General features: G+C 72.6%; 19 protein-coding genes. 12 read left to right on the forward strand and 7 right to left on the reverse strand.

The features are described from left to right. Positions 1 to 65 precede the first annotated feature (65 nt). On the reverse strand, positions 66 to 836 hold the full coding sequence (locus DTB53_RS24705) for a response regulator (protein WP_172595291.1): 771 nt from the start codon (positions 834 to 836) through the stop codon (positions 66 to 68). Between the two features lie 113 nt (positions 837 to 949). Here DTB53_RS24705 and DTB53_RS24710 point away from each other — a divergent pair, with 113 nt between their 5' ends. Further along, a complete protein-coding gene (locus DTB53_RS24710; protein ID WP_012382122.1) occupies positions 950 to 2,557 on the forward strand; it encodes a sensor histidine kinase in 1,608 nt (535 codons plus the stop codon). Continuing rightward, a complete protein-coding gene (locus DTB53_RS24715; protein ID WP_012382123.1) occupies positions 2,554 to 3,759 on the forward strand; it encodes a PP2C family protein-serine/threonine phosphatase in 1,206 nt (401 codons plus the stop codon). Before DTB53_RS24710 ends, DTB53_RS24715 begins: the two co-directional genes overlap by 4 nt. A gap of 122 nt (positions 3,760 to 3,881) precedes the next feature. On the opposite strand, the gene DTB53_RS36925 is transcribed toward DTB53_RS24715, so the two are convergent. The 4 genes from DTB53_RS36925 to DTB53_RS24730 all read right to left on the reverse strand — a co-directional run bounded on the left by DTB53_RS36925 (position 3,882) and on the right by DTB53_RS24730 (position 6,525). After that, on the reverse strand, positions 3,882 to 4,028 hold the full coding sequence (locus DTB53_RS36925; protein ID WP_003971003.1) for a hypothetical protein: 147 nt from the start codon (positions 4,026 to 4,028) through the stop codon (positions 3,882 to 3,884). Between the two features lie 123 nt (positions 4,029 to 4,151). Beyond that, entirely contained in the window at positions 4,152 to 4,808 is a 657-nt protein-coding gene (snpA, locus tag DTB53_RS24720) for a snapalysin (protein WP_012382124.1), read from the reverse strand. A 330-nt stretch (positions 4,809 to 5,138) separates the two neighbouring features. Continuing rightward, positions 5,139 to 5,606 carry a cupin domain-containing protein gene (locus DTB53_RS24725; RefSeq protein ID WP_042498942.1) on the reverse strand — a complete coding sequence of 156 codons (468 nt, stop codon included), beginning with the start codon at positions 5,604 to 5,606 and terminating at the stop codon, positions 5,139 to 5,141. 82 nt (positions 5,607 to 5,688) lie between these two features. Beyond that, positions 5,689 to 6,525, reverse strand: a complete 837-nt coding sequence (locus tag DTB53_RS24730; RefSeq protein WP_012382126.1) for an AraC family transcriptional regulator — start codon at positions 6,523 to 6,525, stop codon at positions 5,689 to 5,691. Positions 6,526 to 6,726: 201 nt separating this feature from the next. Here DTB53_RS24730 and DTB53_RS24735 point away from each other — a divergent pair, with 201 nt between their 5' ends. The 7 genes from DTB53_RS24735 to DTB53_RS24765 all read left to right on the forward strand — a co-directional run bounded on the left by DTB53_RS24735 (position 6,727) and on the right by DTB53_RS24765 (position 17,085). Then, a complete protein-coding gene (locus DTB53_RS24735) occupies positions 6,727 to 7,473 on the forward strand; it encodes a phosphotransferase family protein (protein ID WP_012382127.1) in 747 nt (248 codons plus the stop codon). A gap of 170 nt (positions 7,474 to 7,643) precedes the next feature. After that, positions 7,644 to 8,642, forward strand: a complete 999-nt coding sequence (gene ku / locus DTB53_RS24740) for a non-homologous end joining protein Ku (protein ID WP_012382128.1) — start codon at positions 7,644 to 7,646, stop codon at positions 8,640 to 8,642. Positions 8,643 to 8,662: 20 nt separating this feature from the next. After that, entirely contained in the window at positions 8,663 to 9,625 is a 963-nt protein-coding gene (gene ligD, locus DTB53_RS24745) for a non-homologous end-joining DNA ligase (RefSeq protein ID WP_003971009.1), read from the forward strand. Positions 9,626 to 10,183: 558 nt separating this feature from the next. Beyond that, positions 10,184 to 13,651, forward strand: coding sequence for a DNA polymerase III subunit alpha (locus DTB53_RS24750; RefSeq protein ID WP_012382129.1), 3,468 nt, complete (start codon positions 10,184 to 10,186; stop codon positions 13,649 to 13,651). Further along, positions 13,648 to 14,655 (forward strand): DNA polymerase Y family protein, encoded by a 1,008-nt coding sequence (locus DTB53_RS24755; protein ID WP_012382130.1) that lies wholly within the window; start codon positions 13,648 to 13,650, stop codon positions 14,653 to 14,655. Before DTB53_RS24750 ends, DTB53_RS24755 begins: the two co-directional genes overlap by 4 nt. Positions 14,656 to 14,915: 260 nt before the next feature. Continuing rightward, on the forward strand, positions 14,916 to 16,124 hold the full coding sequence (locus DTB53_RS24760; RefSeq protein ID WP_012382132.1) for an esterase/lipase family protein: 1,209 nt from the start codon (positions 14,916 to 14,918) through the stop codon (positions 16,122 to 16,124). An 82-nt stretch (positions 16,125 to 16,206) separates the two neighbouring features. After that, positions 16,207 to 17,085: a phosphotransferase gene (locus tag DTB53_RS24765; RefSeq protein ID WP_236586348.1), complete on the forward strand. Its 879-nt coding sequence runs from the start codon at positions 16,207 to 16,209 to the stop codon at positions 17,083 to 17,085. Between the two features lie 42 nt (positions 17,086 to 17,127). Here the strand turns inward: DTB53_RS24765 and DTB53_RS24770 are convergent, their stop codons facing one another. Next, positions 17,128 to 17,637, reverse strand: coding sequence for a GbsR/MarR family transcriptional regulator (locus tag DTB53_RS24770; RefSeq protein WP_012382134.1), 510 nt, complete (start codon positions 17,635 to 17,637; stop codon positions 17,128 to 17,130). 123 nt (positions 17,638 to 17,760) lie between these two features. Here DTB53_RS24770 and DTB53_RS24775 point away from each other — a divergent pair, with 123 nt between their 5' ends. Continuing rightward, the gene (locus DTB53_RS24775) at positions 17,761 to 18,741 is read left to right on the forward strand and encodes an ABC transporter ATP-binding protein (protein WP_012382135.1); all 981 of its coding nucleotides are present in this window, start codon (positions 17,761 to 17,763) and stop codon (positions 18,739 to 18,741) included. Next, entirely contained in the window at positions 18,738 to 20,399 is a 1,662-nt protein-coding gene (locus tag DTB53_RS24780) for an ABC transporter permease (RefSeq protein WP_012382136.1), read from the forward strand. The genes DTB53_RS24775 and DTB53_RS24780 overlap by 4 nt, the downstream gene beginning before the upstream one ends. Before the next feature lie 28 nt (positions 20,400 to 20,427). On the opposite strand, the gene DTB53_RS24785 is transcribed toward DTB53_RS24780, so the two are convergent. Then, positions 20,428 to 21,867: a hypothetical protein gene (locus tag DTB53_RS24785; RefSeq protein WP_012382137.1), complete on the reverse strand. Its 1,440-nt coding sequence runs from the start codon at positions 21,865 to 21,867 to the stop codon at positions 20,428 to 20,430. Between the two features lie 197 nt (positions 21,868 to 22,064). Here DTB53_RS24785 and DTB53_RS24790 point away from each other — a divergent pair, with 197 nt between their 5' ends. Continuing rightward, on the forward strand, positions 22,065 to 23,336 hold the full coding sequence (locus DTB53_RS24790; protein WP_012382138.1) for a molybdopterin-dependent oxidoreductase: 1,272 nt from the start codon (positions 22,065 to 22,067) through the stop codon (positions 23,334 to 23,336). Positions 23,337 to 23,537 lie beyond the last annotated feature (201 nt).

Here is a 23,537-nt window from a genome sequence, read left to right on the forward strand (position 1 = left end):
CACCGCCGATCCCCGGACCCGGCGGTGACGGCACGGGTCGGCCGCTGGGTGAGGAACCGGTCGGCTCAGGGGCGGGGCCGGGTGGCGGTGTCGAGGTAGAAGGCGTCGATGCTCTGGACGGCCTGCTCGAACTCGTCGAGGTTGACGGGCTTGGTCACGTAGGCGTTGGCGTGGCTGGTGTACGCGCCGGTGACGTCGTCCGGGGCGGTGGACGTGGTGAGCACGACGACGGGGATGGTCTGCAGGTCGTTGTCGGTCTTCAGGACCTTCAGCAGGTCCTGGCCGTTCATGCGCGGCATGTTCAGGTCGAGGACGATGAGGTCGGGCCGGACCGCGCCGGGGGCACGAAGGTGCTCCAGGGCGGCGACTCCGTCGGTGACCTGGACCAGGTTGCGGGTCCCGCGCTCGGAGAGGGCTTCTTCGATGAGCATGGCGTCGGCGATGTCGTCCTCGACGAGCAGGACGTCGAAGGGGCGGGCGGGGCTGGTCATCGTCGGGTGCTCCGTGGGTTTTTCGTTCGAGTGGTGGAAGAGTCCCGGCCAGCGGCGCCGGGCGCCCTGGCGGGTCATGTCGCAGGCGGCGCCGATCTGCGGATAGCCGGCCCCGGCGCGTGCGGCGTCCGTGGCCGCCTGCCGCTGGAGCCTCTCCGAGGCCTGCTGCAACTGGTCCAGCACGTGGAGCAGGGTCAGCGGGTACGCGGGATCACCGGACACGGGAGGCGCCGGGCTTTCCTGCAACTGGCGGGCAAGACGATGCGCGAGATCGCTGATCCTCGCGTCCGCGATGGCAGCCGTCTCCTCGGAAGTGGTCCGCAGTGCGAAGTTCTTGCCGGGCATACCCGGCACTGTAGGCCCCCGAACAGACCTGCGACAACATGCGTTGTCGATCGGGTCTAGAGTGTGCTGGCCGCAGCCAACCAGAAGGGCTGCCCCAGCAAGGAGTACCCAGGATGACCGGCGACGAACGGCGACCGCGCACGCGGAGAACGCCCACCTGGACGACTCGCCGCTGGCTCCGCGTGGGAATGACGGGCGCGCTGGTGATCCTGAGTCTGCTCGGGGTCACGGGAGCCTGGGTCCTCGAACGTACCCAGACGATCAGCAACAACCTCACCGACGTGAGATCGCCCTCCCTCGCGACCGCGTTCCGCCTGGAGACGTCCCTGGTCAACCAGGAGACCGGCATACGCGGCTACGGCCTGACCGGCATGCCGGACTTCCTGGCCCCCTATCGGCAGGGACTCGCGGACCAGAGGACGCACACCCGGTCGCTCGAGGAACTGCTCCACGACGACCGGGCCCGGCTGAACGACCTCGAAGCGGTGCGGGACGCCGTGGACACGTGGCACGAGAACACGGCCGAGCCCATCGCCGCAGCCCCGCCCGGCGCCCCCTCCTCGCTGATCACGCAGCGGGTCGCCGAGGGCAAGGCCGCCTTCGACGACGTACGCGTCGCCCTGGAGAACCAGCAGGAGCGGCTGCGCGCGGACCGCGTCCACGCCCGTGCGGACCTGGAGTCCACGGTGACCCTGCGGAACTGGGTGTTCGGCGCCATCGCGCTGCTGATCGCCGTTCTGGCCGCTCTCGTCTTCGAGGGGCTGCGCCGTGGCATCAACCGGCCCCTGGACCATCTGGGCGCCGAGGCGCGCATCATCGCCGCAGGTGACTTCGGCCATCCCATCACCCCGACCGGCCCGGCCGACCTGCGACGCCTCAGCGGTGAGATCGAGTCCATGCGACGACGCCTCGTACGGGAGCTGGCGTTCACCGAGGAGGCGCGGCTGCGTCTGGACGTGCAGGCCGCCGACCTCCAGCGCTCCAACGCCGAGCTGGAGCAGTTCGCCTACGTGGCCTCGCACGACCTCCAGGAACCGCTGCGCAAGGTCTCCAGCTTCACCCAGCTCCTGCAGCGCCGCTACGGGGGGCAGCTCGACGAGCGGGCGGACCAGTACATCGACTTCGCCGTCGACGGCGCGAACCGCATGCAGACCCTCATCAGCGATCTGCTCAACTTCTCCCGCGTGGGCAGGGTGCACAACGCCCACCGGAGCATCGAGCTGGACACGGTGCTGGAAGAGACCCTGTCGGCGCTGAGCGTGGCCATCGAGGAGACCGGTGCGACGATCACTCACGATCCGCTGCCCGCCCTGGTCGCCGACCCCAGCCAGATGGCCATGCTCTGGCAGAACCTGATCGGCAACTCCGTCAAGTTCCGCCGCCCGGGAGAGGTTCCGAGGATTCACGTCACGGCGGCGGCGGAGTCCGGGCTGTGGCGGTTCACGGTCACCGACAACGGCATCGGGATCCCGCCCGAGTACGCTGAAAAGATCTTCGTCATCTTCCAGCGGCTGCACACCAAGGACACCTACAGCGGCAGCGGCATCGGCCTGGCGATGTGCAAGAAGATCGTCGAATTCCACGGCGGCACCATCACCATCGACCCGGACTACCGCGACGGCGCTCGCATCACCTTCACCCTGGCACCCGAACCGCCGCAGGTCTCCGGCCCCACCGAACCGTCCGAGGCGACGGGCCCGGACGCGGAGCGGAGACGATGACCGCGGCCGGGCCCGGCACCCCGCAGGCCGCCCCGGACCCGTCCCACTACCGGATCCTCCTGATCGAGGACGACCCGGGCGACGCCGTCCTCGTCGAGGAACTCCTCCACGACTCCGGACTGAGCTTCGAACTCACCCACCGGACCACCCTGACCGCGGCACGCACCGAACTGACCGCGGACCGGGCCGACTGCGTCCTTCTGGACCTGCACCTGCCGGACGTGTCGGGCATCGACGCCCTCACCGCCGTACGAACCCTGGCCCCGCACACCGCCGTAATCGTCCTGACCGGCCTCTCCGAAGCCCAGGCCGGCAGCGACGCGATGGCCGCCGGAGCCCAGGACTATCTCGTCAAAGGCAAGGTCGAACCCGACCTCCTGCACCGTACGGTCCGCTACGCCGTCCACCGCAGCCAGACCGAGCGCGCCAACGTCCAAGCCCAGACGGCCCGCCAGCGCGCCGAGGAGAACGCCCGCCTGGAACGCGGCCTGCTCCCTCAGCCCCTGCTCGACACCTCATCGATAAGAGTGACCTCCCGCTACCTGCCCGGAGCCGAACTCGCTCTGCTGGGCGGAGACTTCCTCGACGTGGTCGAAGGCGACGACGGCCTGCTCCATGCCGTCGTCGGCGACGTCAGCGGCCACGGCCCCGACGCCGCCGCACTCGGTGTCTTCCTGCGCATCGCCTGGCGCGCCCTCGTTCTCGGCGGACATCGCGGCGAGGACCTGCTCCACCTGATGGAACGCATCCTGATCGCCGAACGGGGCAGCCTCTCCCTGTTCGCGACGTGCACCGTTCTCACCCTGGACCAGCACGCCCCCACGATCACCTTCCACCTCGCCGGTCACCATGAACCGCTGCTCACCACAGCGGAGGGGACCCATGAGGTGACCGCGGCACACGGCATCGCGCTCGGGATCGTCCCCGGCCTCCGCTCCTGGCCCTCCACCACCGTTCCGTTGCCGCCCAGCGGAGCCCTCACCCTCTACACCGACGGACTCACCGAGGGGCACGGCGGTGCGGACCGGGAGCGGCTCGGCGTGGAAGGACTCCTCACCCTGATCGAGAACCTGCCTCCCGCGGAACCGGCTGCCCACGTGGACCGGCTCATCAGGGAAACCCACCGGCTGAACGCCGGACGGCACTCCGACGACTTGGCCGTACTCCGCCTCGACTGGGGCGACCTGACGTCCCCCTCCTGAGCGGTCGGCGCCGCGGTCCACGACCGCGCGCGTCCCCGGTCCACGGGGGGACCGTACCGCCGTCGGCCTGCTCGGCGCTGCCGGAACGGCCGACGGCGGTCCCCCTTCGCGGAGCGCCGGGGTCACCGGCGTCCGCGCAGTCGGCCCAGCAGACCGCGAGCCTGGGCGCGCTTGCGGGGGTCGGCCGCGGCACGTCGGGCCGACTCGATGGTCCGCCGGCCACGAGGGCTGCGGGTGAATCGCGTGAGGCGGGTGATCAGTCCGGACATGGTTCCTCCTCGGAAGGGCGTGCCGTCCGCCTACCCCGCGAGGACGCGAGAATGCTCGGCGTGGGGGGCCGTTCCTGCCCGGAACGGCCCCCCACTCATGCGGGTGGAGCGATCAGCTCCCGGTCAGGAGCCGGCCGGGACCGACGCGGCCGCGAAGCCGTTCTGCCAGAGCTGGTTCACCCGGGCCCGCTCGTTGGCGTCCGGCTGGGCGTTGGTGCAGGAGGGGCCGGGGCCGCCGCCGGACATCAGCTGGCTGCACGGTCCGGAGTAGTTGTCCGGCAGGCCGAGCACGTGTCCGGTCTCGTGCGTGGTGACGCGGGTCGAGTTGTACTGCTGGTTCTGCCGGTAGTCCAGGAAGATGAAGCCACGGCCGTGCCCGTTGGTCGAGGCGTACGATCCGCGCGGGTCGTTTCCTTCGCGGTACGTGAAGTCGGCCCTGGAGCCTTCCTGGAGCCGGACGTTGGAGACCGAGCTGTTCCAGATGCGGGTGCTGTTGGCTATCTGGGTGCGGAAGCTCGGGGCGGAGGCCGCGCTGTAGGTGACCGTGACGGCCTGGGCTCCCGGGTTGGCGGCCCGCTTCTCGGCGACCGACTTCATGACCGCGTCGAAGAAGGCCCGGTTCGCGGCGGCGTTCTCGCCCGACCCGTTGTACGCGGCGATGCTGGCGGGGGTGGAGGTGGCGGGAGCAGGAGCGGCGGAGACCGCGGGAGCCGAACCCAGCGCGGCGACTAGGCCGAGGCCGGCGACGGCGGAGGCGAGGGCGGTCGGGAGGTGTCTCATGGGGGATTTCTCCTACGGTCCGATGAAGCCGCACCCGGGAGTTTGTCCGCTGAACGGACGGGGCGCGGAGCGGTACGGGGAGAGTGTGGGGGGAGCGGACACCCGCTGGGAATGATGCCAACTCGTGATTGCACCGCCCTATCCCCGCCCGCCCGGGCCGCGCCACCACGGCATCGGCCCAGGCCGCCGCACGTCCGAGAAGCCCCCCCGCCCCACCTCCCTGCCGCCCGGGGCGCCCACGTGACCGCCTCGCTCCGGGCACGTACCGCGATCGCGCCCGAACCGTGTCGCCGACCCGTGCCGCGGCGAGTTGGAGGAGCGCGGCCCGTGTTACGGCGCCGGGGGGCCGGGCGTGCCGACGCGCTCGTCCGGGCGGGTGCCGGTCCGGGGGCGGTGGTCGGTGCCGAGCCCGGCGGTGATGGTCAGGATGGACGCCGGCCCCGCCATGTCGACCGCGTGCCAGGTCCCGGCCGGGTTGACGGTGGCCTCGCCCGGCCGGAGCGTGACGCGGTCGGGCACCCCGTCCATGTCCCGCGTGACCGTCACCGACCCGCTGAGGCAGACCACCAGTTCGTCGCCGGCGGGGTGGCGCTCCCAGTGGTCGCCGGGGCCGTCGCCGTCGAAGATCGTGACCAGCCGGCCCTCCGCGCCGTCCGCCGCGACCGCGGCGCTGTAGGCCTGGAGCACCTCCGGGTCCCAGGCGAAGCCCTCGACGGATGCGGCTCTCGATCCCAGTCCGAGGTGCACCGGGGTGGTCCGCAGGTCGATGGCGTTGCGTTCGTCGTCGATGAGTCTCATGCCGAGGATCGTCACAGGGCGGTCGCCGGAGGGTCTTGAACGAAACGGAACGGAAGCGGGCGCGACGGGAGCCGATCGGCGGCTACGCGGTCCCGAGGAGGACCTCGCCGCGTCGCCAGGCGGTCGGTGACCGGCCCGTGAACTCGCCCCAGTCCCGGATGAGATGGGCCTGGTCGGCGTAGCCGGAGAGGGTCGCCACATCGGCCCACGGGAGCGGGGCGTGCGCGGTCGCCAGTTCGTGCGCGCGCTCGAAGCGCAGGACTCGGGCGAAGGTCTTCGGCGACAGGCCCACCTCGCCGCGAAACCGCTCGGTGAGATGCCGACGGCTCCAGCCCAGTTCCGCGGCGACCGCCCCGACCTGGACCCGGCCGCGCGCGGCCACGAGGCGGCGCCAGGCCTCGGCCACCTCGGGGCGTACCCGGGGGGCGGGGTCGCCGCCCGCGCCGCGGCCGACGGCCCGCAGGAGCAACTCGTCCAGCGCGGCGAACCGTGCGGCCCAGCCCGTCGCCGTGCGGAGCCGGTCGACCAACTCGACGCCGAGCGCGCCGAGAAGCTCGTCGAGCGGAACCAGCCGGTGGGCGAGTGCGGCGGCGGGCAGGCCGTAGACGGCCCGGGCCCCGAGCGGTGTCAACGACAGCTGCACGCCCTGCTGGTGTCCGTCGTGGTGGATCGCGACGGACCGGCACATCAGACCGCCGGCCACGCTGTCGAATCGAGTGACCGGTGACCCGTCGTCGACGCCCGTCGCCACTTCCAGAGGGCCGGACAGGCTGATCACCGCGGTGAGCACCCGGCCCGGAGGCCCGCAGTGCACCCCCGCCGGGAACCCGCGGAGGTCGAAACCGACATACGAACTGACGTACCGCCGCAAGGCGGGCGCCGGACGTGCTTCGATCCTGGTAGCCCTGTGGTCGTCCACCTCGTGAGTGTACGGACCGGCGGTCCGCGGACGGGATATACAGTGCTCAACTGCCGCCGTTCCACCGGGGAGTACGGGCCGTCGGCGCACGCCTGCGCACAGCCGGGAGCGTCCCGTCCCCGGTCGTGCGGGACCGGTGGCACCCGCCGGAATCCCCTGTTCCGGCGACATCGGCGATCATCCCCGGGACAGTGGTAGGCCATGGAAGAAGTCGAAGTCGTCGTCGCCCATTCCGAACGTGCGACCCTGCGCGTCGGCGACGTGTTCCTGAAGGTCGACGCCGATCAGGCGCGTGTCGACGTCGAGGTGGAGGCGATGTCCCTCGCGCCGGTCCCGACCCCGCGGCTCCTGTGGCGCAAGCCGCCCGTGCTCGCGATCGCCGCAGTTCCGGGAAGAACGCTCGGGCGGCTCGGCGGGCCGTCGACCGGTTCGCCGGCGGCATGGGCCGCGGCGGGCGCCGCCGTCCGGAAGCTGCACGACGCCCCGCCGCCGCCCTGGCCCGGTAGGGCCGGCCGGAGCGCTGACGCGCTGGCGGCGGAGCTGGACGCCGCGTGCGCGTCGCTCGTGGCGGACGGGCTCCTGCCCGCCGACCTGGTCACCCGCAACCGCCGGGTCGCCGAGCCCGCGCTCCGGCCGTGGACTCCGGCGTTCACACACGGCGACCTGCAGATCGCGCACGTCTTCCTCGACGGCGACGAGGTCACGGGCGTCATCGACTGGTCCGAGGCGGGCCGGGGCGATGCCCTGTACGACCTCGCGACCTTCACGCTCGGACACGAGGAGCATCTCGACGACGTCCTCGCCGGCTACGGCGCCGCCGTCGACCTGGACGTGATCCACGCGTGGTGGTCGTTGCGAAGCCTGCTGGCGGTCCGCTGGCTGACCGAGCACGGCTTCGATCCGTTCGCGCCGGGCTGCGAGGTCGACGTGCTGAGATCCCGGATGTGAGGCGACCGGCCCCCCTCGCCACGGAGTGGAACGACCGGGCCGCCGCCTTCGTCGCTCCACCGCTCCGGCGCGGCACCACGAATGGCGCCGGTATCCGAATGGTGCTGAGAATGTGGTGGGGGGTCGTGAGAGCCCGACCGGCGGCTCGGCCGGCGGGCGTGGAGGTGGGTATGCCGAGGCCTTTGTGGACCGGTGCGATCAGCTTCGGCCTGGTCACCATCCCGGTGAAGGTCGTCTCCGCGACCCAGGACCACTCGATCCACTTCCGCCAGGTCCACCTGGAGGATCTCGGGCGGGTCCGCACCCGGAAGGTCTGCGAACTGGACGGCGAAGCACTGTCGCAGGACGAGATCGGCAAGGGGTACGAGCTCTCCAAGGAGCAGACGGTGCCGATCACGGACGAGGAACTGGACCGGATTCCCCTGCCCACCGCGAAAGCCATCGAGATCGTCGCTTTCGTGGACGCCGGCAGCGTCGACCCCATCCGGATCAGCGACTCCTACTACCTCGCGATCGACGGCAAGGTCGCCGAGAAGCCCTACACCCTGCTGCGCCGGGCGCTGGAGCGCTCGGACAAGGTGGCCGTCGCGAAGTTCGCCTGGCACAACCGTGAGCGGCTGGGGCTGCTGCGGGTCAGGGAAGGGGCGATCGTGCTGCACTCGATGCGCTGGCCGGACGAGGTCCGCAGCCCCGAGTCCCTGGCCCCGCGCCAGGTCGAACTGGACGACGAGGAGATCGAGCGGGCCGTCCAGCTCACCGACACCATGGCTCTGGACAGCATCGCCGGGTTCCGGGACACCTACCGGGACGCCCTGGAGGAACTGCTCACGGCGAAGTCGGAGGGCAGGGAGATTCCTCAGCCCGCCGAGGACGCGGAGCAGGAGGAGGGCAAGGTCGTGGACCTGATGGCCGCGCTGAACGCGTCGGTCGAGGCGGCGAGGGAGAGCCGCGGGGAGGACGGGGGAGGGGAGGCCACGGTGCATGAGATGCGGCCCCGGAAGAAGACCGCGCCGAGGAGGACGGCCTCGTCCGGGACTTCCGCCACCGGCCGGAAGAAGGCCGCCGCCTCCGGGAAGGCCGCCGGCCGGAAGGCGGGCGCCGGGAAGACGGCCGCGGCGAAGAAGACGACCGGAACCAAACGCACGGCGAGGAAGCGGAGCGCCTCCTGACCGAGGACCGGGACGAACCCGTGGCGCGGCTGCCCCGCATCGCACCGATGCTCGCTACCCCCGGCCGGCTGCCGCCGCCCTCCGAGGACACCGCCTACGCGTACGAGGTGAAGCAGGACGGGCAGCGGTGCGTGGTCTACCTTCCCGGCGACGGGTCCGTACAACTGCGCTCCCGGTCCGGCGCCGACATCACCCCCGCCTATCCCGAGCTCGCGGGCCTGGGAACGGCGCTGGGCTCCCGCCCCGCCGTGCTGGACGGGGAGATCGTCGCCCCGGACGAGGAGGGGCGCGGCGACTTCCAGCGGCTCCAGTCCCGGATGGGACTGGCCGGATCTCCGGCCAGGGCGGCCCGCATGGCCGCGAAGACGCCCGTGCACCTGATGCTGTTCGACCTGGTGTTCCTCGGCACGGAACGGCTCACCCGCACCCCGTACTCCGAACGCCGCGCCGTCCTGGAGTCCCTGGAGCTGGGCGGGCCCGCGTGGTCGACCCCGGCGGCGGTCGTCGGCCACGGGCGGCAGGCGCTGGAGATGACACGGGCCGCCGGCTTCGAGGGCCTCGTCGCCAAGCGACGTACCTCCCTCTACGAGCCTGGTGTCCGCTCCCGGGCGTGGATCAAGATCCGGCACGTACGGACCGAGGACGTCGTCGTCGGCGGCTGGCTGCCCGGCCACGGCCGCCTCACCTCGCTGCCCGGCGCCCTCCTCATGGGCCGCCCGGCCCCCGGCGGGGGACTGCGCTACGTCGGCGGCGTGGGCACCGGCTGGAGCGACGACGAACGCACCACCCTCGGGGCCCTCCTCCACGCCTCGGCGACCGACACCTGCCCGTTCACCGAGCGGCCCGCGGTGACCGGCGCCCGGTGGGTGGAGCCCCGGCTGGTGGGAGAGGTCCGCTACGCGACCCGCACCAGGGCCGGACGGCTGCGCCAGCCCTCCTGGCACCGCCTGCGCCCCGACCTCACCCCCGATGACCTCCGCTGAGCCGCGGAGGGGCCGAACGGGGCCGGGGCGTCGGCACGTGCGGCGTCGAGCGGGGTGGCCGTCGTGACGGTTGCCGGTTCCCGCCCGGGTTGGCCTCGACGGCTGCTTCGCGCCCAGGCCGCTTCCTCTGCCCGGCCCTGCCCCGTCGCGGAACGTCTGGCTTGAATTATTCGAACGTTCGAGCGAATATCGAAGAGTGTGGACAGGTTCGCAGGTGGTCGAGGGGTGAGGTGTGGTGGTCGGCGCGGTGGCGCCCCCGCTTCCCGGTCCGTCGGCCCGCTGTTCGGGAGGATGCGAATCCGGCCACCCGGCTGGTGGAGGGTGATCAGGGGCCGCGTGCGGTCCACGTGCTCGCCACGCCGCCGGAGTCGGTGCCGGCGCCCCGTCGTGCCGGCTCCACGTGATCAACCTGCACCCCTCGGGGGGCAGGTTCTCGCCACTCAAGATCGGTTGGCTGAAACTGTTCTATCGAACTATTGTGCTAATGGATGGATTGCAGCGTCCTGGTCGCAGGACGACGGAGAGCAGGGGGTGCCAGAGCAGATTCGGAGGTGCGCGATGGGTGTTTTCACGCATCTCCACGTCGCTTCCGGGTTCTCCGCCCGCTACGGGGCCTCCCATCCGCAGGACCTGGTGCGCCGGGCGGCGGAGCTCGGCATGGGCGCGCTCGCGCTGACCGACCGGGACAGCGTCACCGGCGCCGTGCGGCACGCGAAGGCGTGTCTGAGCGCCGGGGTACGCCCGATCTTCGGGGTGGATCTCGCCGTCCCCGCGTTCGACTCGGCAAGGGCGCCCCACCGCCCGCGCACACCGGTCCGCGGCGGTGGGCACGTGACGGAGCCGCGCCTGAGAATCACCCTGCTGGCGGGCTCCGTGCACGGGTGGGCGCGTATCTGCCGTCTGGTCTCCGCGGCCCACGCACATCCCGTCGACGGCTTTCCGGTCGCCTCGTGGGAGGCGCTGCGGGAGGGCCTGGGCGAGGATGTGGTGGCGATCCTCGGCCCCACCTCCGAGCCCGTACGCGCGCTGGCCGCCGGGCGGCCGGACATCGCGGAGAAGCTGCTCGTCCCGTGGCGGGAGATCGCGGGCGAAGGGCTCCTCCGGCTGGAGGCGGTCGCCTACGGCCTGTCCGGGCTGGGCGCGGGATCGGTGCGGCTGGCCGCGCACACCCTTGCTCTGGGCGACCGGCTCGGCGTCCCGACGGTGCTCACCAACGCGGTGCGGTACGAGCGACGCGAGCAGCACCGCCTGGCCGACGTGCTGGACGCCGCCCGGCTGCTGCGTCCGGTCCCGCGGCGCGGACCGCTCGACCCGGGCGAGCGGTATCTGAAGTCCGGAGCCGAGATGGCCGAGGTGGCGGAGCGGGTGGCCGCGGCCGCGAGCGCCCCGGCCGGCCGGGGGCGGCGTCTGATCGAGGAGACGGCGGCCACCGCCGAGCAGTGCGCGGTCGATCCGGTGCGCGACCTGGGCCTGGGGCGGGCGCACTTCCCCGAGCCGCACGTGGTGGGGGCCGGCACCCGGCCGGGGGACGGGATGCGGTTGCTTCGCCAGCGCAGCGAGGCCGGGATGACCGCCCGCGGCCTCGACCGGGACGTACGGGCGATGGACCGGCTCGGCTACGAGCTCGGGGTGATCGAACGCCTCGGATACGAGGCGTACTTCCTCGCGGTGGCCCAGGTCGTCGCGGACGTGCGGTCCATGGGGATCCGGGTCGCCGCCCGCGGCTCCGGTGCCGGGTCCATGGTCAACCACAGCCTCTTCATCGCCACGGCCGACCCGCTCTCGCACCGGCTCCTGTTCGAACGCTTCCTCAGCGAGCGCCGCACCGCCCTGCCGGACATCGACCTCGATGTCGAGTCCGACCGACGCCTGGAGGTCTACGACCGGATCTTCGAACGGTTCGGCTCCGAGCGCGTGGCGGTCACCGGGATGCCGGAGACCTACCGCGCCCGTCACGCCCTGCGCGACACGGGGCTCGCGCTCGGGATCCGACCCCAGACCGTCGACAGGATCGCCAAGAGCTTTCCGCACATCCGCGCGTGCGACATCGGCTCCGCGCTGTCCGAACTGCCCGAACTGCGGCAACTCGCGGCCGAGGCCGACCAGTACGGCCCGCTGTGGGAGCTGGCCGAGGGCCTGGACGCCCTGCCGCGCGGCTTCGCCATGCACCCGTGCGGCGTGATCCTCTCCGACGCGAGCCTGCTCGGTCGCCTCCCGGTGCAGCCCGCCCCGGGAGGCGCGTACCCGACGGTGCAGGCGGACAAGCACGACGTCGAGGACCTCGGCCTGCTGAAGCTCGACGTCCTCGGCGTACGCATGCAGTCGGCGATGGCGCACGCGGTCGCCGAGATCCGTCGCACCACCGGCCGGCACATCGACCTCGACAGCCCCGACCACGTCGACCTCGCCGATGAGCCCACCTTCGAACTGATCCGCAGCACCAAGGTGCTGGGCTGCTTCCAGCTGGAGAGCTCGGGGCAGCAGGACCTCATCGCGCGGCTCCAGCCGCGGCACATGCAGGACGTGATCGCCGACATCAGCCTCTTCAGGCCCGGGCCCGTCGCCGGGGGCATGCCCGCGAGGTTCATCGCCGCCCGTCACGGGATCGAGGAGCCCCGTTATCCCCACCCCGACCTCGTGCCGATCATGGATGACACGTACGGGGTGGTGATCTGGCACGAGCAGATCATGATGATCCTGGCCACGATGACCGGCTGCGACCGTGCCGCCGCGGACGTCGCCCGCCGCGCCCTCGCCGACGCCGGGCGGCTGCCGAAGGTGGAGGTGTGGTTTCGCCGCTGCGCCGGCGAGCGCGGTTACACCCCGGACGTGATCGATGAGGTCTGGGACATCGTCAAGGAGTTCGGGGCGTACGGATTCTGCCGCGCGCACGCCGTGGCCTTCGCGGTCCCGGCCGTCCAGTCGGCGTGGCTCAAGACGCACCACCCCGCGGCGTTCTTCGCCGGGCTGCTCCAGCACGATCCCGGCATGTGGGCGCCCCGCGTCCTGGTCCAGGACGCGAAGCAGTTCGGCGTGGCGATCCTGCCGGTCGACGTCAACACCTCCCGCGGCGCACACAGCGTCGAGCCGACGGCGGACGGCTGGGGCGTACGGCTCGCGCTGTCCACGGTGCGCGGAATCACCGAGGCGGAGAGCGCCCGCATCGAAGCCGGGCAGCCGTACACCGGACTGCAGGACCTGTGGCTGCGCGCCCGCCCGTCCCTGCCTCTCGTCCAACGCCTCATCAGGATCGGAGCCCTCGCTCCGCTGCAAGGCCGGCTGACCCGGCGGGATCTGCTGTTGCAGGCCACCGAACTGCACCGCTCCGCACGCAACCGGACCGCGATCGACGGCCAACTGCCGCTCGGCGACGAGACGCACGCGGGCGAGCCGGCCGGGCTGCCCGAGATGACCGGCCGCGACGTGATGAGCGCCGAGATCGACGTGCTCTCCATCGACGTCAGCCGCCATCTGCTCGAACACCACCACCGCCTGCTCGCCGAGCTCGGCGCGACCGACGCCCGTCACCTGCAGGCGATGCGCCGCGGGGAGCAGGTGCTGGTCGCCGGCGTGCGGGCATCGACCCAGACACCGCCGATCCCGTCCGGCAAGAGGGTCATCTTCGTGACCCTGGAGGACGGCTCCGGCCTCGTGGACCTCGCGTTCTTCGAGGACTCCCACGACGCCTGCGCGCACACGGTCTTCCACTCCGGCCTGCTCCTGGTCCGCGGAGTCGTCGAGGAACGCGGCCCCCGGCGCACCGTGGTCGGGCAGATGGCCTGGGACCTGGAGGAAGTCGCCACCACCCGCCGCGACCTGGGCCCCGAGGCCGCCCTCGGCCTGCTCGGCCGCACCGCACCCGCCCCCACACCTGCCCGCGGTGACGGCGCGCCGGGTCCGGGCCGGACGCTCGAAGACGGAACGGCCGGGGCGAAGCTCAACGCCTGGAGCGATCTGCGGCCCGCCGGATCCCGCTCCGCCGACCTGCGGCGCCTGGGACATCGCTCGCCCGGATCGGCGGGGTGAGCGCCGTGACCACCCGAGCCCGGAGCGTCCTGCGCGTCCAGCTCCACGGCCTCGGCCCGGCCGGACAGGAGAGGTACGAGCAGGCCCTCGCGCTGCTGCGTGACCTCACCCCGCTGGTGCAGGCACTCCCGCCGGACGCCGCCGACCTCGATGTCACCGGTGCCCTGCGGTTCTTCGACCGGGACACGGGCGGTCTTGCGGCCATGGCCGCGCTCCGCCTGGCCGCGCACCTCGGGCTGCGCGCGACGATCGGCGCCGGCCCGAACCGGATGCTGGCCGCGATGGCGGCCGACGCGAGCGCTCCCGGTCAGGTCACCGTCGTCGCCCCGGACCCCGGGGCGGTCGCCGCGTTCCTCCGTCCCAAGCCGCTCGACGCCCTCCACGGGGTCGGCCCGGCCACCGCCCGTACGCTCGGGGAGTACGGGCTCCACCGCGTCGGCGACCTTCTCGACGTTCCGCTGCTGACGCTCCAGCGCATCCTCGGCAGGGCCACGGCCCTGACGCTGTCGCAACGGGCCCGCGGTCTGGACCCGCGCCCGGTCACCTCCGACGCGGCGCCCAGGTCCACCGGTTTCTCCCACGAGTTCGGTCACGACGAGCTCGACCCCGCCGCACACCGCCGGGCCCTGCTCGACCTCTGCGAACGTCTCGGGCTGCGGCTGCGCACCACCGGCCAGGTCGCCGTGCGGCTCGCGCTGAACATCTCGTACGCCGACGGCGCGACGACCCAGCGCTCGCGCACGCTGGAGGAGTACACCGCTCACACCCCGGCACTCAGCACTGCCGCGTACGACCTGTACTCCCGCTTCGGGCTGCAGCGCGCCCGGGTCCGTACGATCACCGTTCGCGCGGAACTCACCGATGCCCGGTACGCCGTCCAGCAGTTGCTCCTGGACCCGGCGGACGGCAAACGGCGCCGCATCGAGCAAGCAGCCGACCGGGCGCGGACCCGCTTCGGCGATCAGGCGATCCGCCCGGGAACCCTCGCCCGGCCGCGGCGGTGACCGCGGCCCTCCGGCCGATCCGGCGGCGGCCGGAGCCGAACCGTCGGACCACGGGGACCGGGAGGGCGGGCCAGTGCCACCGGCTGATCGCGCACCCGCCCGCCGGGCGGGAGTTCACGAGCACCTGCCGGACGGACCGGACGCGCTTTTCCGTTCATGATCATCAGATGTGGTGAACCTCCGGGCTCCCAGGGGTGATACATCCATTTCGCCCACCATGATGAGGTCGTCCCGCCCCGCTTCCCCTCAGGAGTACGACGATGTCAGAGACGTCCGAGCCCAACGTCGGCGCCTTCACCCTCGGCGGCCCGCTCGCCGTCGAACCGGCCGGGCCCGTCGATGTGCCGGAGCACGAGGAGTGGCCCCTGCCGAACGGCTTCGCGTGGGTCTTTCCCGGCGAGGGCAACCGAGGCGGCATCGTCCGGCCCGTGATCATGGCCGACGGTTTCAGCCTCGGCCGGAGCAAGCTCGACGTGCTCTACCACGGGCTGGAGGCCGGCGGCTTCCCGTTCATCAGCGAGCTGCGCCGGCGCGGCCGGGACGTGATCCTCGTCGGCTTCGAGGAGCGCAGCGCGTCGATCCTGGAGAACGCGGAGACGGTGGTGGCCGCCATCCTGCGCACATCCGCCGAGCAGTTGGGCGACGCCCGCCTGACCGTCGGCGGCTTCAGCATGGGAGGCATCGTCACCCGCTACGCACTCGCCAAGCTCGAAACGCAGCGGATGGACCACCGGACCGCGCTGTACTTCTCCTACGACAGCCCGCACCGCGGCGCCTCCATCCCGGTGGGCGTGCAGGCGTTCTCCCACTTCATCCCGTTCCCGAACGACTTCGCGCGGCAGATGAACAGCCCCGCCGCACGCCAGATGCTGTGGCAGCACTACGACAAGGACACCGAGAAGATCACGGTCGCCCCGGAGCGCGCGGAGTTCCTGGACGCGCTGGAGCGGGTCGGCACCTGGCCGCGGATTCCCAGGATCATCGGCGTGGCCAACGGCCGTGGCGACGCCATCGGTCTGCCGGACGTGAAGCCCGGCGAGGTCGCGCTGCGGATCGACCGGATCTACCCCGGCACCACCTTCTACACCCAGGCCCAGGGCGCCGACGTGACGGCCGCGTACCTGAACCGCAGGTTCCCGAAGGCCGAGAGGACCGTCGCGACCGACGACTTCCCGGAACTGGACGGCGCGCCGGGCGGGACCCTGCACACGTACAAGATCCTCTCCGGGGCGATGGAGAAGCTCGGCGGCAAGATCGACCTGCGGCACGAGGACGTCTGTTTCGTTCCCACGGTCAGCGCGGTCGCCGTCCGCGACATCGGGAAGCAGGACGACCTGTACGTGAACGTCGACGAGCTGGCCCCGGAGGAGAGCGAGCTGGACGACTTCCTCTGCTCGTCCACGACCACCGCGCACACGGCCATCACCGAGGAGCTGTGCACCTGGATCATGGACCGGCTTCCCGACTGATCCCCGTCCCGCGCCCGCCGGGGCCGCCGTCCGGCCGCCCCGGCGGGCGGCGGCCCCCGGGCGCGCGGCCATCATGGGAACCATGACTTCTCCGCCGCAACGCTGGGCGCGGGCCGAGCGCCTCGATGCCGCCAGGACGCTCGACGCCCTTCAGGAGGTGACCGGTGTCCGGCTGACCCTCGAAGGCCTCTGCCCGGGCGGTCAGGTCGGCACCGCCTATGTGCGCCGGCCGGACGGCGGGCGTTCCGTGCTCAAGTGGCGACCGCACAGCCGCGCGGCGGATCTGGAGGCAGGGCCGCTCACCGTCAGCCGGGTGATGCGACACGCGGGCTGTCCGGCCCCGGACACCGAACTGGTGGCCCAGGTCGGCCACGCGGTCGTCATGGTCCAGGAGCTTCTGCCCGGTGCGAAGATCGACCACCTCGACCACGATTCCCTGGTCCGGGCCCTCGAACTCAACCGGTTGCAGGCGGGCCGGCTCGCCGGCCACCCCGGCGTCCCCGCCGCGGAGCTGTTCCTGCGTCAGGACGGCCCGGGCTACTGCCTGCACGAACCCCTGCGCCGGCACGGACGCCGCAGCGCCGCCCTGGAGCACCGGGTCGCCGCGATCGGCGCGGTCCACCCCGACCGGCTGGTGGGCGACGACGCCGTGCACATGGACTTCCACCCCGGGAACCTCCTGGCGGCCGGCGGCGCGATCACCGGCGTCGTCGACTGGGACGGGGCCGCCCGCGGCGACCACCGCTTCGATCTGGTCACCCTGCGCTTCGGCGTCCACGGCGGGGGAGCGGACCCGGGGGTGACGCGGCACCTCGACACCGTCCTCGACGAGGTCCCCGAGGACGTTCTGCGGCCCGCGTGGGCCCATATGAGCCTCCGCATGGTCGACTGGGCCATCAGGCACTTCGCCCCGTCCGACGTGGAGCACTGGCTCGACCTCGCCGAACAGCGCTTGAACTGATGGGCGTTGGGGGGCGAGAACGCCTCCCGGCGGTGCGCTTCCTCAGCCGTCGAGGCGTTCGGCCCGGTGCGCGTTCCAACGCCGCATCAGCGACCCGAGCTCCTCGTCCAGGAACCGGAAGAACTCCAGGGTGTCGTTGATCCGGCGTCCCTGCGGGGTGTCGAGGCCGAAACGGTCCACGCCCTCCTGCATCGTGGCCTGCCAGTTCTTCATCATGGTGTCCCGCTCCAGCAGCGCGGTGTACCACTGGTCGCCCTGCACGCGATAGCGCTCGCGCCGGGACCCGGGCTCCCGCTCGCGGCTGACCATGTTGACCTGGGCGAGATAGCGGACGGCGCCCGACACGGCGGCCGGGCTGATCTTCAGCTGCTCGCTCAGTTCGGCGGAGGTGAGCGCTCCCCGCTCCGACGAGAGCAGGGCGGCGAAGACCCTGGCCGGCATGCGTGTCATGCCCGCCTGGACGAGCTGGGCGGCGAAGCGCTCCACGAACCGTGAGACGGTCGCCTCGTCGTCGCCGCCGTCCACGCGGCTCTCTTCCCGCCGCTCATCCATGCTTCGACCCCGGTCTCTGTGGTTCCTGACGACCGCGTTGCGCCCGTGCCCTCGGTCAGTCTACGAGCGATTCATACAGTTTCTTAACTTCACACATTTCTGAAAACAGCGTACGTTCGGAATATGAAGAAGGCCATCAGCATCGCCGGACTGCACAAGTCGTTCGGCCGGACGCACGCCCTCGACGGTCTCGACCTCGCTGTCGAAGCGGGTGAGGTCCACGGCTTCCTGGGGCCCAACGGGGCCGGCAAGTCCACGACGATCCGCATCCTGCTGGGACTGCTGCGCGCGGACTCCGGCGGGGTCCGGCTCCTCGGCAAGGACCCGTGGAAGGACGCCGTCGAGCTGCACCGGCGGCTCGCCTACGTTCCCGGGGACGTCGAGCTGTGGCCGGGCCTCACCGGAGGAGAGGCGATCGACCTGCTGGCGAAGCTGCGCGGCGGCCTCGACCGGCGACGGCGCGACGAACTCGTCGAACGGTTCGACCTCGACCCGGTCAAGAAGGGCCGCGCCTACTCCAAGGGCAACCGGCAGAAGGTCGCCATCGTCGCCGCGCTCGCCTCCGACGCCGAACTGCTCCTCCTCGACGAGCCCACGACGGGCCTCGACCCGCTGATGGAGGTCGTCTTCCAGGACGTCGTCCTCCAGGCGAAGGCGGCGGGGAAGACCGTGCTGCTCTCCAGCCACATCCTGGCCCAGGTCGAGAAGCTCTGCGACCGCGTCAGCATCGTCCGCCGGGGCCGCACCGTGCAGTCGGGCACGCTCGGCGAGATGCGCCACCTCACCCGCACGACCGTCGAGGCCGAGACCGAACGCCCGGCCACCGGACTCGACGCCGTGCCCGGAGTGCACGGACTGGAGGTGACGGGCCGGAGAGTGCGCTTCGCCGTGGACGGAGCACACCTCGGCGCCGCGATGAGCGGGCTCGGGGAGTTCGGCATCCGGAGCCTGACCAGCCACCCGCCGACACTCGAGGAACTGATGCTGCGCCACTACGGCGACGAGCTCGCGTCCAACGGCCGTACGGGGAACGGCGAGCCCGCCCAGCCCTCCGACGCGGCCCCCTCCACCTCCACCGGCCGAAAGGGCGGCGCACCCCGATGACCAGCACCCTCGCGCCGCTCGACGCCTCCGGAAGGTCCGCCCCCACCAGGACCGCCTCCGGCGCCTTCACCGGCACCGGGACCCTGGTCAGGTTCGGTCTGCGCCGGGACCGGGTCCGTCTCTCCGTGTGGCTGCTCGCCCTGACCCTGGGCACACTGGCGACGGCGGCCGAGTACAAGGAGCTGTACTCCACCCCCGGAGAACGCGCCCTTGCCGTCGGCTCCATGGACAGCCCGGCCGCGCTCGCCATGACCGGCCCCCGCCACTATCTCTCCGACTACACCGCCGGAGCGATGCTCGGTCACCAACTGCTCGGCTTCATGGCCGTCCTGGTGGGCCTGATGAGCATCCTGATCGTCACCCGCCACACCCGTGAAGAGGAGGAGACCGGCCGCGCCGAGCTGGTCCGCTCCACCGTCGTCGGGCACCACGCCCACCTCGCCTCCGCACTGACGCTCGCCGTCGTGGCCGACCTCGCGCTCGCCCTGCTGCTGGCCCTCGGCCTCACCGCGCTGGACATCGACGGAATCGGCCCCGGCGGGGCACTGCTGTACGGACTCGCCCATGCCGCGATCGGGCTCGTCTTCGCCGGGGTGGCCGCGGTCACCGCACAGGTCACGGCGCACACCCGGGGCGCCGCGGGCATGGCGTTCGCGGTGGTCGGCGCCGCCTATGCGCTGCGGGCCTCCGGCGACGTGGGCAACGACGCCCTGTCCTGGCTGAGCCCGATCGGCTGGATCCAGCGCACCTACGTCTTCGTCGACGACCGGTGGTGGCCGTTGGCGCTCTGCCTGGTCCTGGCCGCGCTGTCCGCGGCGTACGGATGCGTCCTGAGCACCCGACGCGATGTCGGCGCGGGCCTGCGCCCCGCCCGGCTCGGCAGGCCCACGGCGTCCGACGCCCTCACCCGGCCCCTCGGCCTCGCCCTGCGGCTGCACCGGGCGACCCTGCTGGGCTTCGGCGCCGGACTGTGCCTGATGGGCGTCATGTACGGCTCGATCCTCGGCGAGGCCGCCGACATGGTGAAGGACATCGAACAGGTCCAGGAGGCACTGGCGAGGATCGGCGGCAGCACCGTGGCCGAGTCGTTCGCGTCCATGGTGATGGTGGTCGTCGCGGTGGCCGCCGCGGTGTACGTGGTGATGGCCGCGCTGCGACCGCGTGCCGAGGAGAGCGCCGGCCGGGCCGAACCGCTCCTGGCCACCGGTCTCTCCCGGACCCGCTGGCTCGGGAGCCACGTCGCCGTCGCCCTGGGCGGCGGCACCGCGCTGCTGGTCGTCGCCGGGCTGGGCTTCGGTCTCTCCGGAGCGGCGTCGGCGGGCGACCGGGACCTGGTCCTCGACCTGGTCGCGGCAGCCGCCGCGTACGCCCCCGCCCTCTGGGTGACCGCCGGCGTGGCCGTCCTCGTCTTCGGCTGGTTCCCGCGTGCGGGAGCGGTGGCGTGGATCGTGCCCGCGTACGCGTTCCTCGCCGGATACCTGGGGCCGATCCTCCGCCTCCCGGACTGGATGATGAACCTGTCGCCCTTCGGCCATGTGCCGCGGCTCCCCGCCGCCGGGATGGACTGGACCCCCCTGCTCGCCCTGACCGCCGTCGCCGCCGGGCTGATCCTGCTGGGGCTGCTGGGCTTCCGCCGCCGGGACCTGGAGGCCACGTGACCGCCCCACGCTCCGTGCCGGCCTCTCCTCACCATCCCGTCCACAGCAGATGGTTGATCAGGAGCGCCGGAATCGCCGACGCGGCCAGCCACCACCGGACACCCCGGCGGGGGAGCAGTGCCGTCGCCGGCAGCAGCCACAGCAGGAACGGCTGCCAGATGCGTTCCGTCTCCGCCTTGCTCATGCCGGAGAGGTCCGCCGCGAGCAGCGCCGCCAGCGCCGCCAGGACGAGCAGTGCCACCTTCGCCTCCGGCGAGGCCGCCACGGAACCGCCCCGCAGCGCCCGTAGGGCGCCGGGCGCGGCCACCGCGCTCCGGCGCACTCCGGCGACGGCGGCGAGTCCGGCCGCGAGGGTCGCACAGGCCAGATTGGCCCAGACCCAGTAGCCGTACGGGCGGACGCCGCCCGCGCCCTGGTAGTAGCGCTCGACCAACAGGTGGTAGGCGGTCCACCAGTTGAACCCGGTGAGCGTGAAGGCCACCGGGACCACGAGGGCGCCGAGCAGGAACAGCGGCACCGGGCGGGCGGTCCGGGCGAGCACCAGCACCGCGAGCAGGACGGCCGCCATCAGCCCCAGCCCGTAACTGAGGTAGCAGGTCCACCCGAACAGCAGACCCCCGCCGGCCGCCGCCCCGGCCGGGAAGCGGACCCGGCGGGTGGCGGCCAGCGCGAGCAGCGCCACCGACCAGGCGGCCACGGCCGTGAAGTAGCCGTCGGCGGAGACGCCCGCCCAGACGGCGGCCGGCGCGAGGACGAGGAACGGGGCGGCACGCCGGGCCGGCCGCTCCCCGGCCAGCACCCGCACGGTGATCAGGGCGGCCAGCACCCCCGAACTGCCCACCACGACGCAGAAGACGGCCGCCCAGGCGCCGCCGCCGAGACCGATGCGGTCCAGCCACACGAAGGTCAGCGTCGCGCCCGGCGGATGTCCGGCGATATGCGCGGGCCAGTTGCCGGGCTCGCCGATCACGATGTGGTCGGTGAAGCCGCGCAGGGTGGCGGGAATGTCCTCGAAGCGGTCGATGACCCGCAGGTACTCGTGCTTGGTGGTGAGCCGCTTCGCGACGCCCCGGTGCCAGCCGTCGATCAGCGCCATCGAGAGGACCCAGGCCGTCGACCCGGCCCAGGCCGCCGCCAGCAGCCCGCGCCAGGGCAGCCTGGTGGCGAGCGGCGGGCCGTAGGCGACCACCAGGACCGCCATGACCAGGGCCGCCGGGGTGCCCGGACCCAGGTGCGGATCCCAGGAGGCCAGCAGCGGCGGCCACTGGGCGCGCAGACTCCCGTCCCGGTTCTGGATGACCCGGCCGACGACCACCGCGGCCGTGACCAGCAGCCCGCCGCCGGCGGCGGCGACCAGGTCGGCCCGCCCCGCGCGCCGGGCGCGGTCGTGGTCGTGGTCCGGCGGCGCGGGCGGGCCGTGCCCCGTGCCGCCGGCGGTGTTCGTGGGGGTGGCGTCCTCGGTCTTCACGCTGGCACGCTATGCACACCGGAGGCCGATCGGGCGGTACGGCAGGGCCGCGTCACCGAACCGCCGGATTCACCCGGCCGGCGGCGACGGCCGATCGGCGGGGGGTCCGGTTCCCGGCGCCCCGCCGCCGCGACGTCAGAATTCCGTCAGGAGCCGCCTCCACCCCTCGGCGCCCGTCCCCGCTTAGCGTCGGCCCCATGCCCGAACGCCGTCGCCTCCGCTCCCTCCCCGATTCCCTCCGCGCCGCGCGCACCCCCGCCGATCCGGCATTCTGGCGCAGCCCCGTGCGCGGAGCGCGCTTCACCGCCGTGCTCGGCGTCATCCTGCTCGCCGGGCTCACCCTGCTGTTCGTCACCGGTCTGCTCTCGTACGCGGCCTACAACCCCGACCTGAACCGGGTCAACGACAAGACCCCGGACAAGGGGTTGCTCGGCTTCTACCTGTTCTCCTGGCCGACCGGCCCGCACTGGCTCTACCGGCTGACCCAGGGCCTGCACGTCACCGTCGGCATCGTCCTCGTGCCCGTCCTGCTCGCCAAGCTCTGGTCGGTGGTCCCCCGCCTCTTCGCCCTGCCGCCCGCCCGCTCCGCGGGCCACGCCCTGGAACGCCTCTCGCTGCTGCTGCTCGTGGGCGGGGCGCTGTTCCAGTTCGTCACCGGGCTGCTCAACATCCAGCTGGACTACCTCTTCCCCGGGTCCTTCTACACCCTGCACTTCTACGGGGCCTGGGTCTTCCTCGCCGGCTTCATCACCCATGTGGCCCTCAAGACCCCCCGGGCCGTACGGGTGTTGCGCGCCGGCGTCCCGCGCGGCGAGGCGGACACCCTCGCCGCCCCCGACCCGCTCCCCGCCACCCTGTCCCGGCGCGGCGCGCTGGCCCTCGTGGGGGCGGCCTCGCTCCTCCTGCTGGTCACCTCGGCCGGCCGCAGCTTCGACGGCCCGCTGCGCCGCATCGCGCTCCTCACCCCGCGCGGCGGCACCGACCCGGGGCCGGGGCCGAACGCGTTCCAGATCAACAAGACCGCCGCCGCCGTACGGATCAGGCCCGCCGACACGGGGGAGCGCTGGCGGCTGACCGTACGGGGTCCGGCCGGGGAGTTCCGCTTCTCCCGGGCCGAACTGCTCGCCATGGACCTGCACAGTGCGGCGCTCCCGATCGCCTGCGTGGAGGGCTGGTCGACCTCGGACCAGCAGTGGCGCGGGGTGCGGCTCCTCGACCTGGCGGCGCTGGCCGGATACCCGGACCGGCCCCCGGGCGTGTTCGTCGAGTCGCTCCAGCGCGGCGGCTCGTTCCGCAAGGCCGCGCTGCGCGACAACCAGGTCCGCGACGGCCGCTCCCTGCTGGCCCTGGAGGTGAACGGCGCCCCGCTGTCGGCCGACCACGGATACCCGGCCCGGATCATCGTCCCCGCCGCGCCCGGGGTGCTGAACACCAAGTGGGTCGAGACCCTGACGTTCGGAGAGCTGTGATGTCCACCCGAGCCGTACCGCCCGCCGCCCGCCGCCCGCGCTTCTCGCCGCGCCGCGCGTACGGCGAGGGCCCGCTCCATCTGCTGCTGCTCGCCGCCACGTTCTGCCTGGCCGGCTACGCGGGCGTACGGCTGCTGGACGGGGACACCGTCGGCGTGCTGCTCTGGTTCGCCGGGGCGGCGGTCCTGCACGACCTGGTGC

The sequence above is a fragment of the Streptomyces griseus genome (assembly GCF_900460065.1).
Taxonomy (GTDB): Bacteria; Actinomycetota; Actinomycetes; order Streptomycetales; family Streptomycetaceae; genus Streptomyces; species Streptomyces griseus.

Excerpts from the sequence above, each read along its gene's own strand:
- snpA (WP_012382124.1), bottom strand. The coding sequence starts at position 4,808 with ATGAGACACCTCCCGACCGCCCTCGCCTCCGCCGTCGCCGGCCTCGGC.
- DTB53_RS24760 (WP_012382132.1), top strand. The coding sequence starts at position 14,916 with ATGTCAGAGACGTCCGAGCCCAACGTCGGCGCCTTCACCCTCGGCGGC.
- DTB53_RS24780 (WP_012382136.1), top strand. The coding sequence starts at position 18,738 with ATGACCAGCACCCTCGCGCCGCTCGACGCCTCCGGAAGGTCCGCCCCC.
- DTB53_RS24770 (WP_012382134.1), bottom strand. The coding sequence starts at position 17,637 with ATGGATGAGCGGCGGGAAGAGAGCCGCGTGGACGGCGGCGACGACGAG.
- DTB53_RS24735 (WP_012382127.1), top strand. The coding sequence starts at position 6,727 with ATGGAAGAAGTCGAAGTCGTCGTCGCCCATTCCGAACGTGCGACCCTG.
- DTB53_RS24775 (WP_012382135.1), top strand. The coding sequence starts at position 17,761 with ATGAAGAAGGCCATCAGCATCGCCGGACTGCACAAGTCGTTCGGCCGG.
- DTB53_RS36925 (WP_003971003.1), bottom strand. The coding sequence starts at position 4,028 with ATGTCCGGACTGATCACCCGCCTCACGCGATTCACCCGCAGCCCTCGT.
- DTB53_RS24710 (WP_012382122.1), top strand. The coding sequence starts at position 950 with ATGACCGGCGACGAACGGCGACCGCGCACGCGGAGAACGCCCACCTGG.
- DTB53_RS24765 (WP_236586348.1), top strand. The coding sequence starts at position 16,207 with ATGACTTCTCCGCCGCAACGCTGGGCGCGGGCCGAGCGCCTCGATGCC.
- DTB53_RS24725 (WP_042498942.1), bottom strand. The coding sequence starts at position 5,606 with ATGAGACTCATCGACGACGAACGCAACGCCATCGACCTGCGGACCACC.
- ku (WP_012382128.1), top strand. The coding sequence starts at position 7,644 with ATGCCGAGGCCTTTGTGGACCGGTGCGATCAGCTTCGGCCTGGTCACC.
- DTB53_RS24790 (WP_012382138.1), top strand. The coding sequence starts at position 22,065 with ATGCCCGAACGCCGTCGCCTCCGCTCCCTCCCCGATTCCCTCCGCGCC.
- DTB53_RS24715 (WP_012382123.1), top strand. The coding sequence starts at position 2,554 with ATGACCGCGGCCGGGCCCGGCACCCCGCAGGCCGCCCCGGACCCGTCC.
- DTB53_RS24705 (WP_172595291.1), bottom strand. The coding sequence starts at position 836 with ATGCCCGGCAAGAACTTCGCACTGCGGACCACTTCCGAGGAGACGGCT.
- DTB53_RS24750 (WP_012382129.1), top strand. The coding sequence starts at position 10,184 with ATGGGTGTTTTCACGCATCTCCACGTCGCTTCCGGGTTCTCCGCCCGC.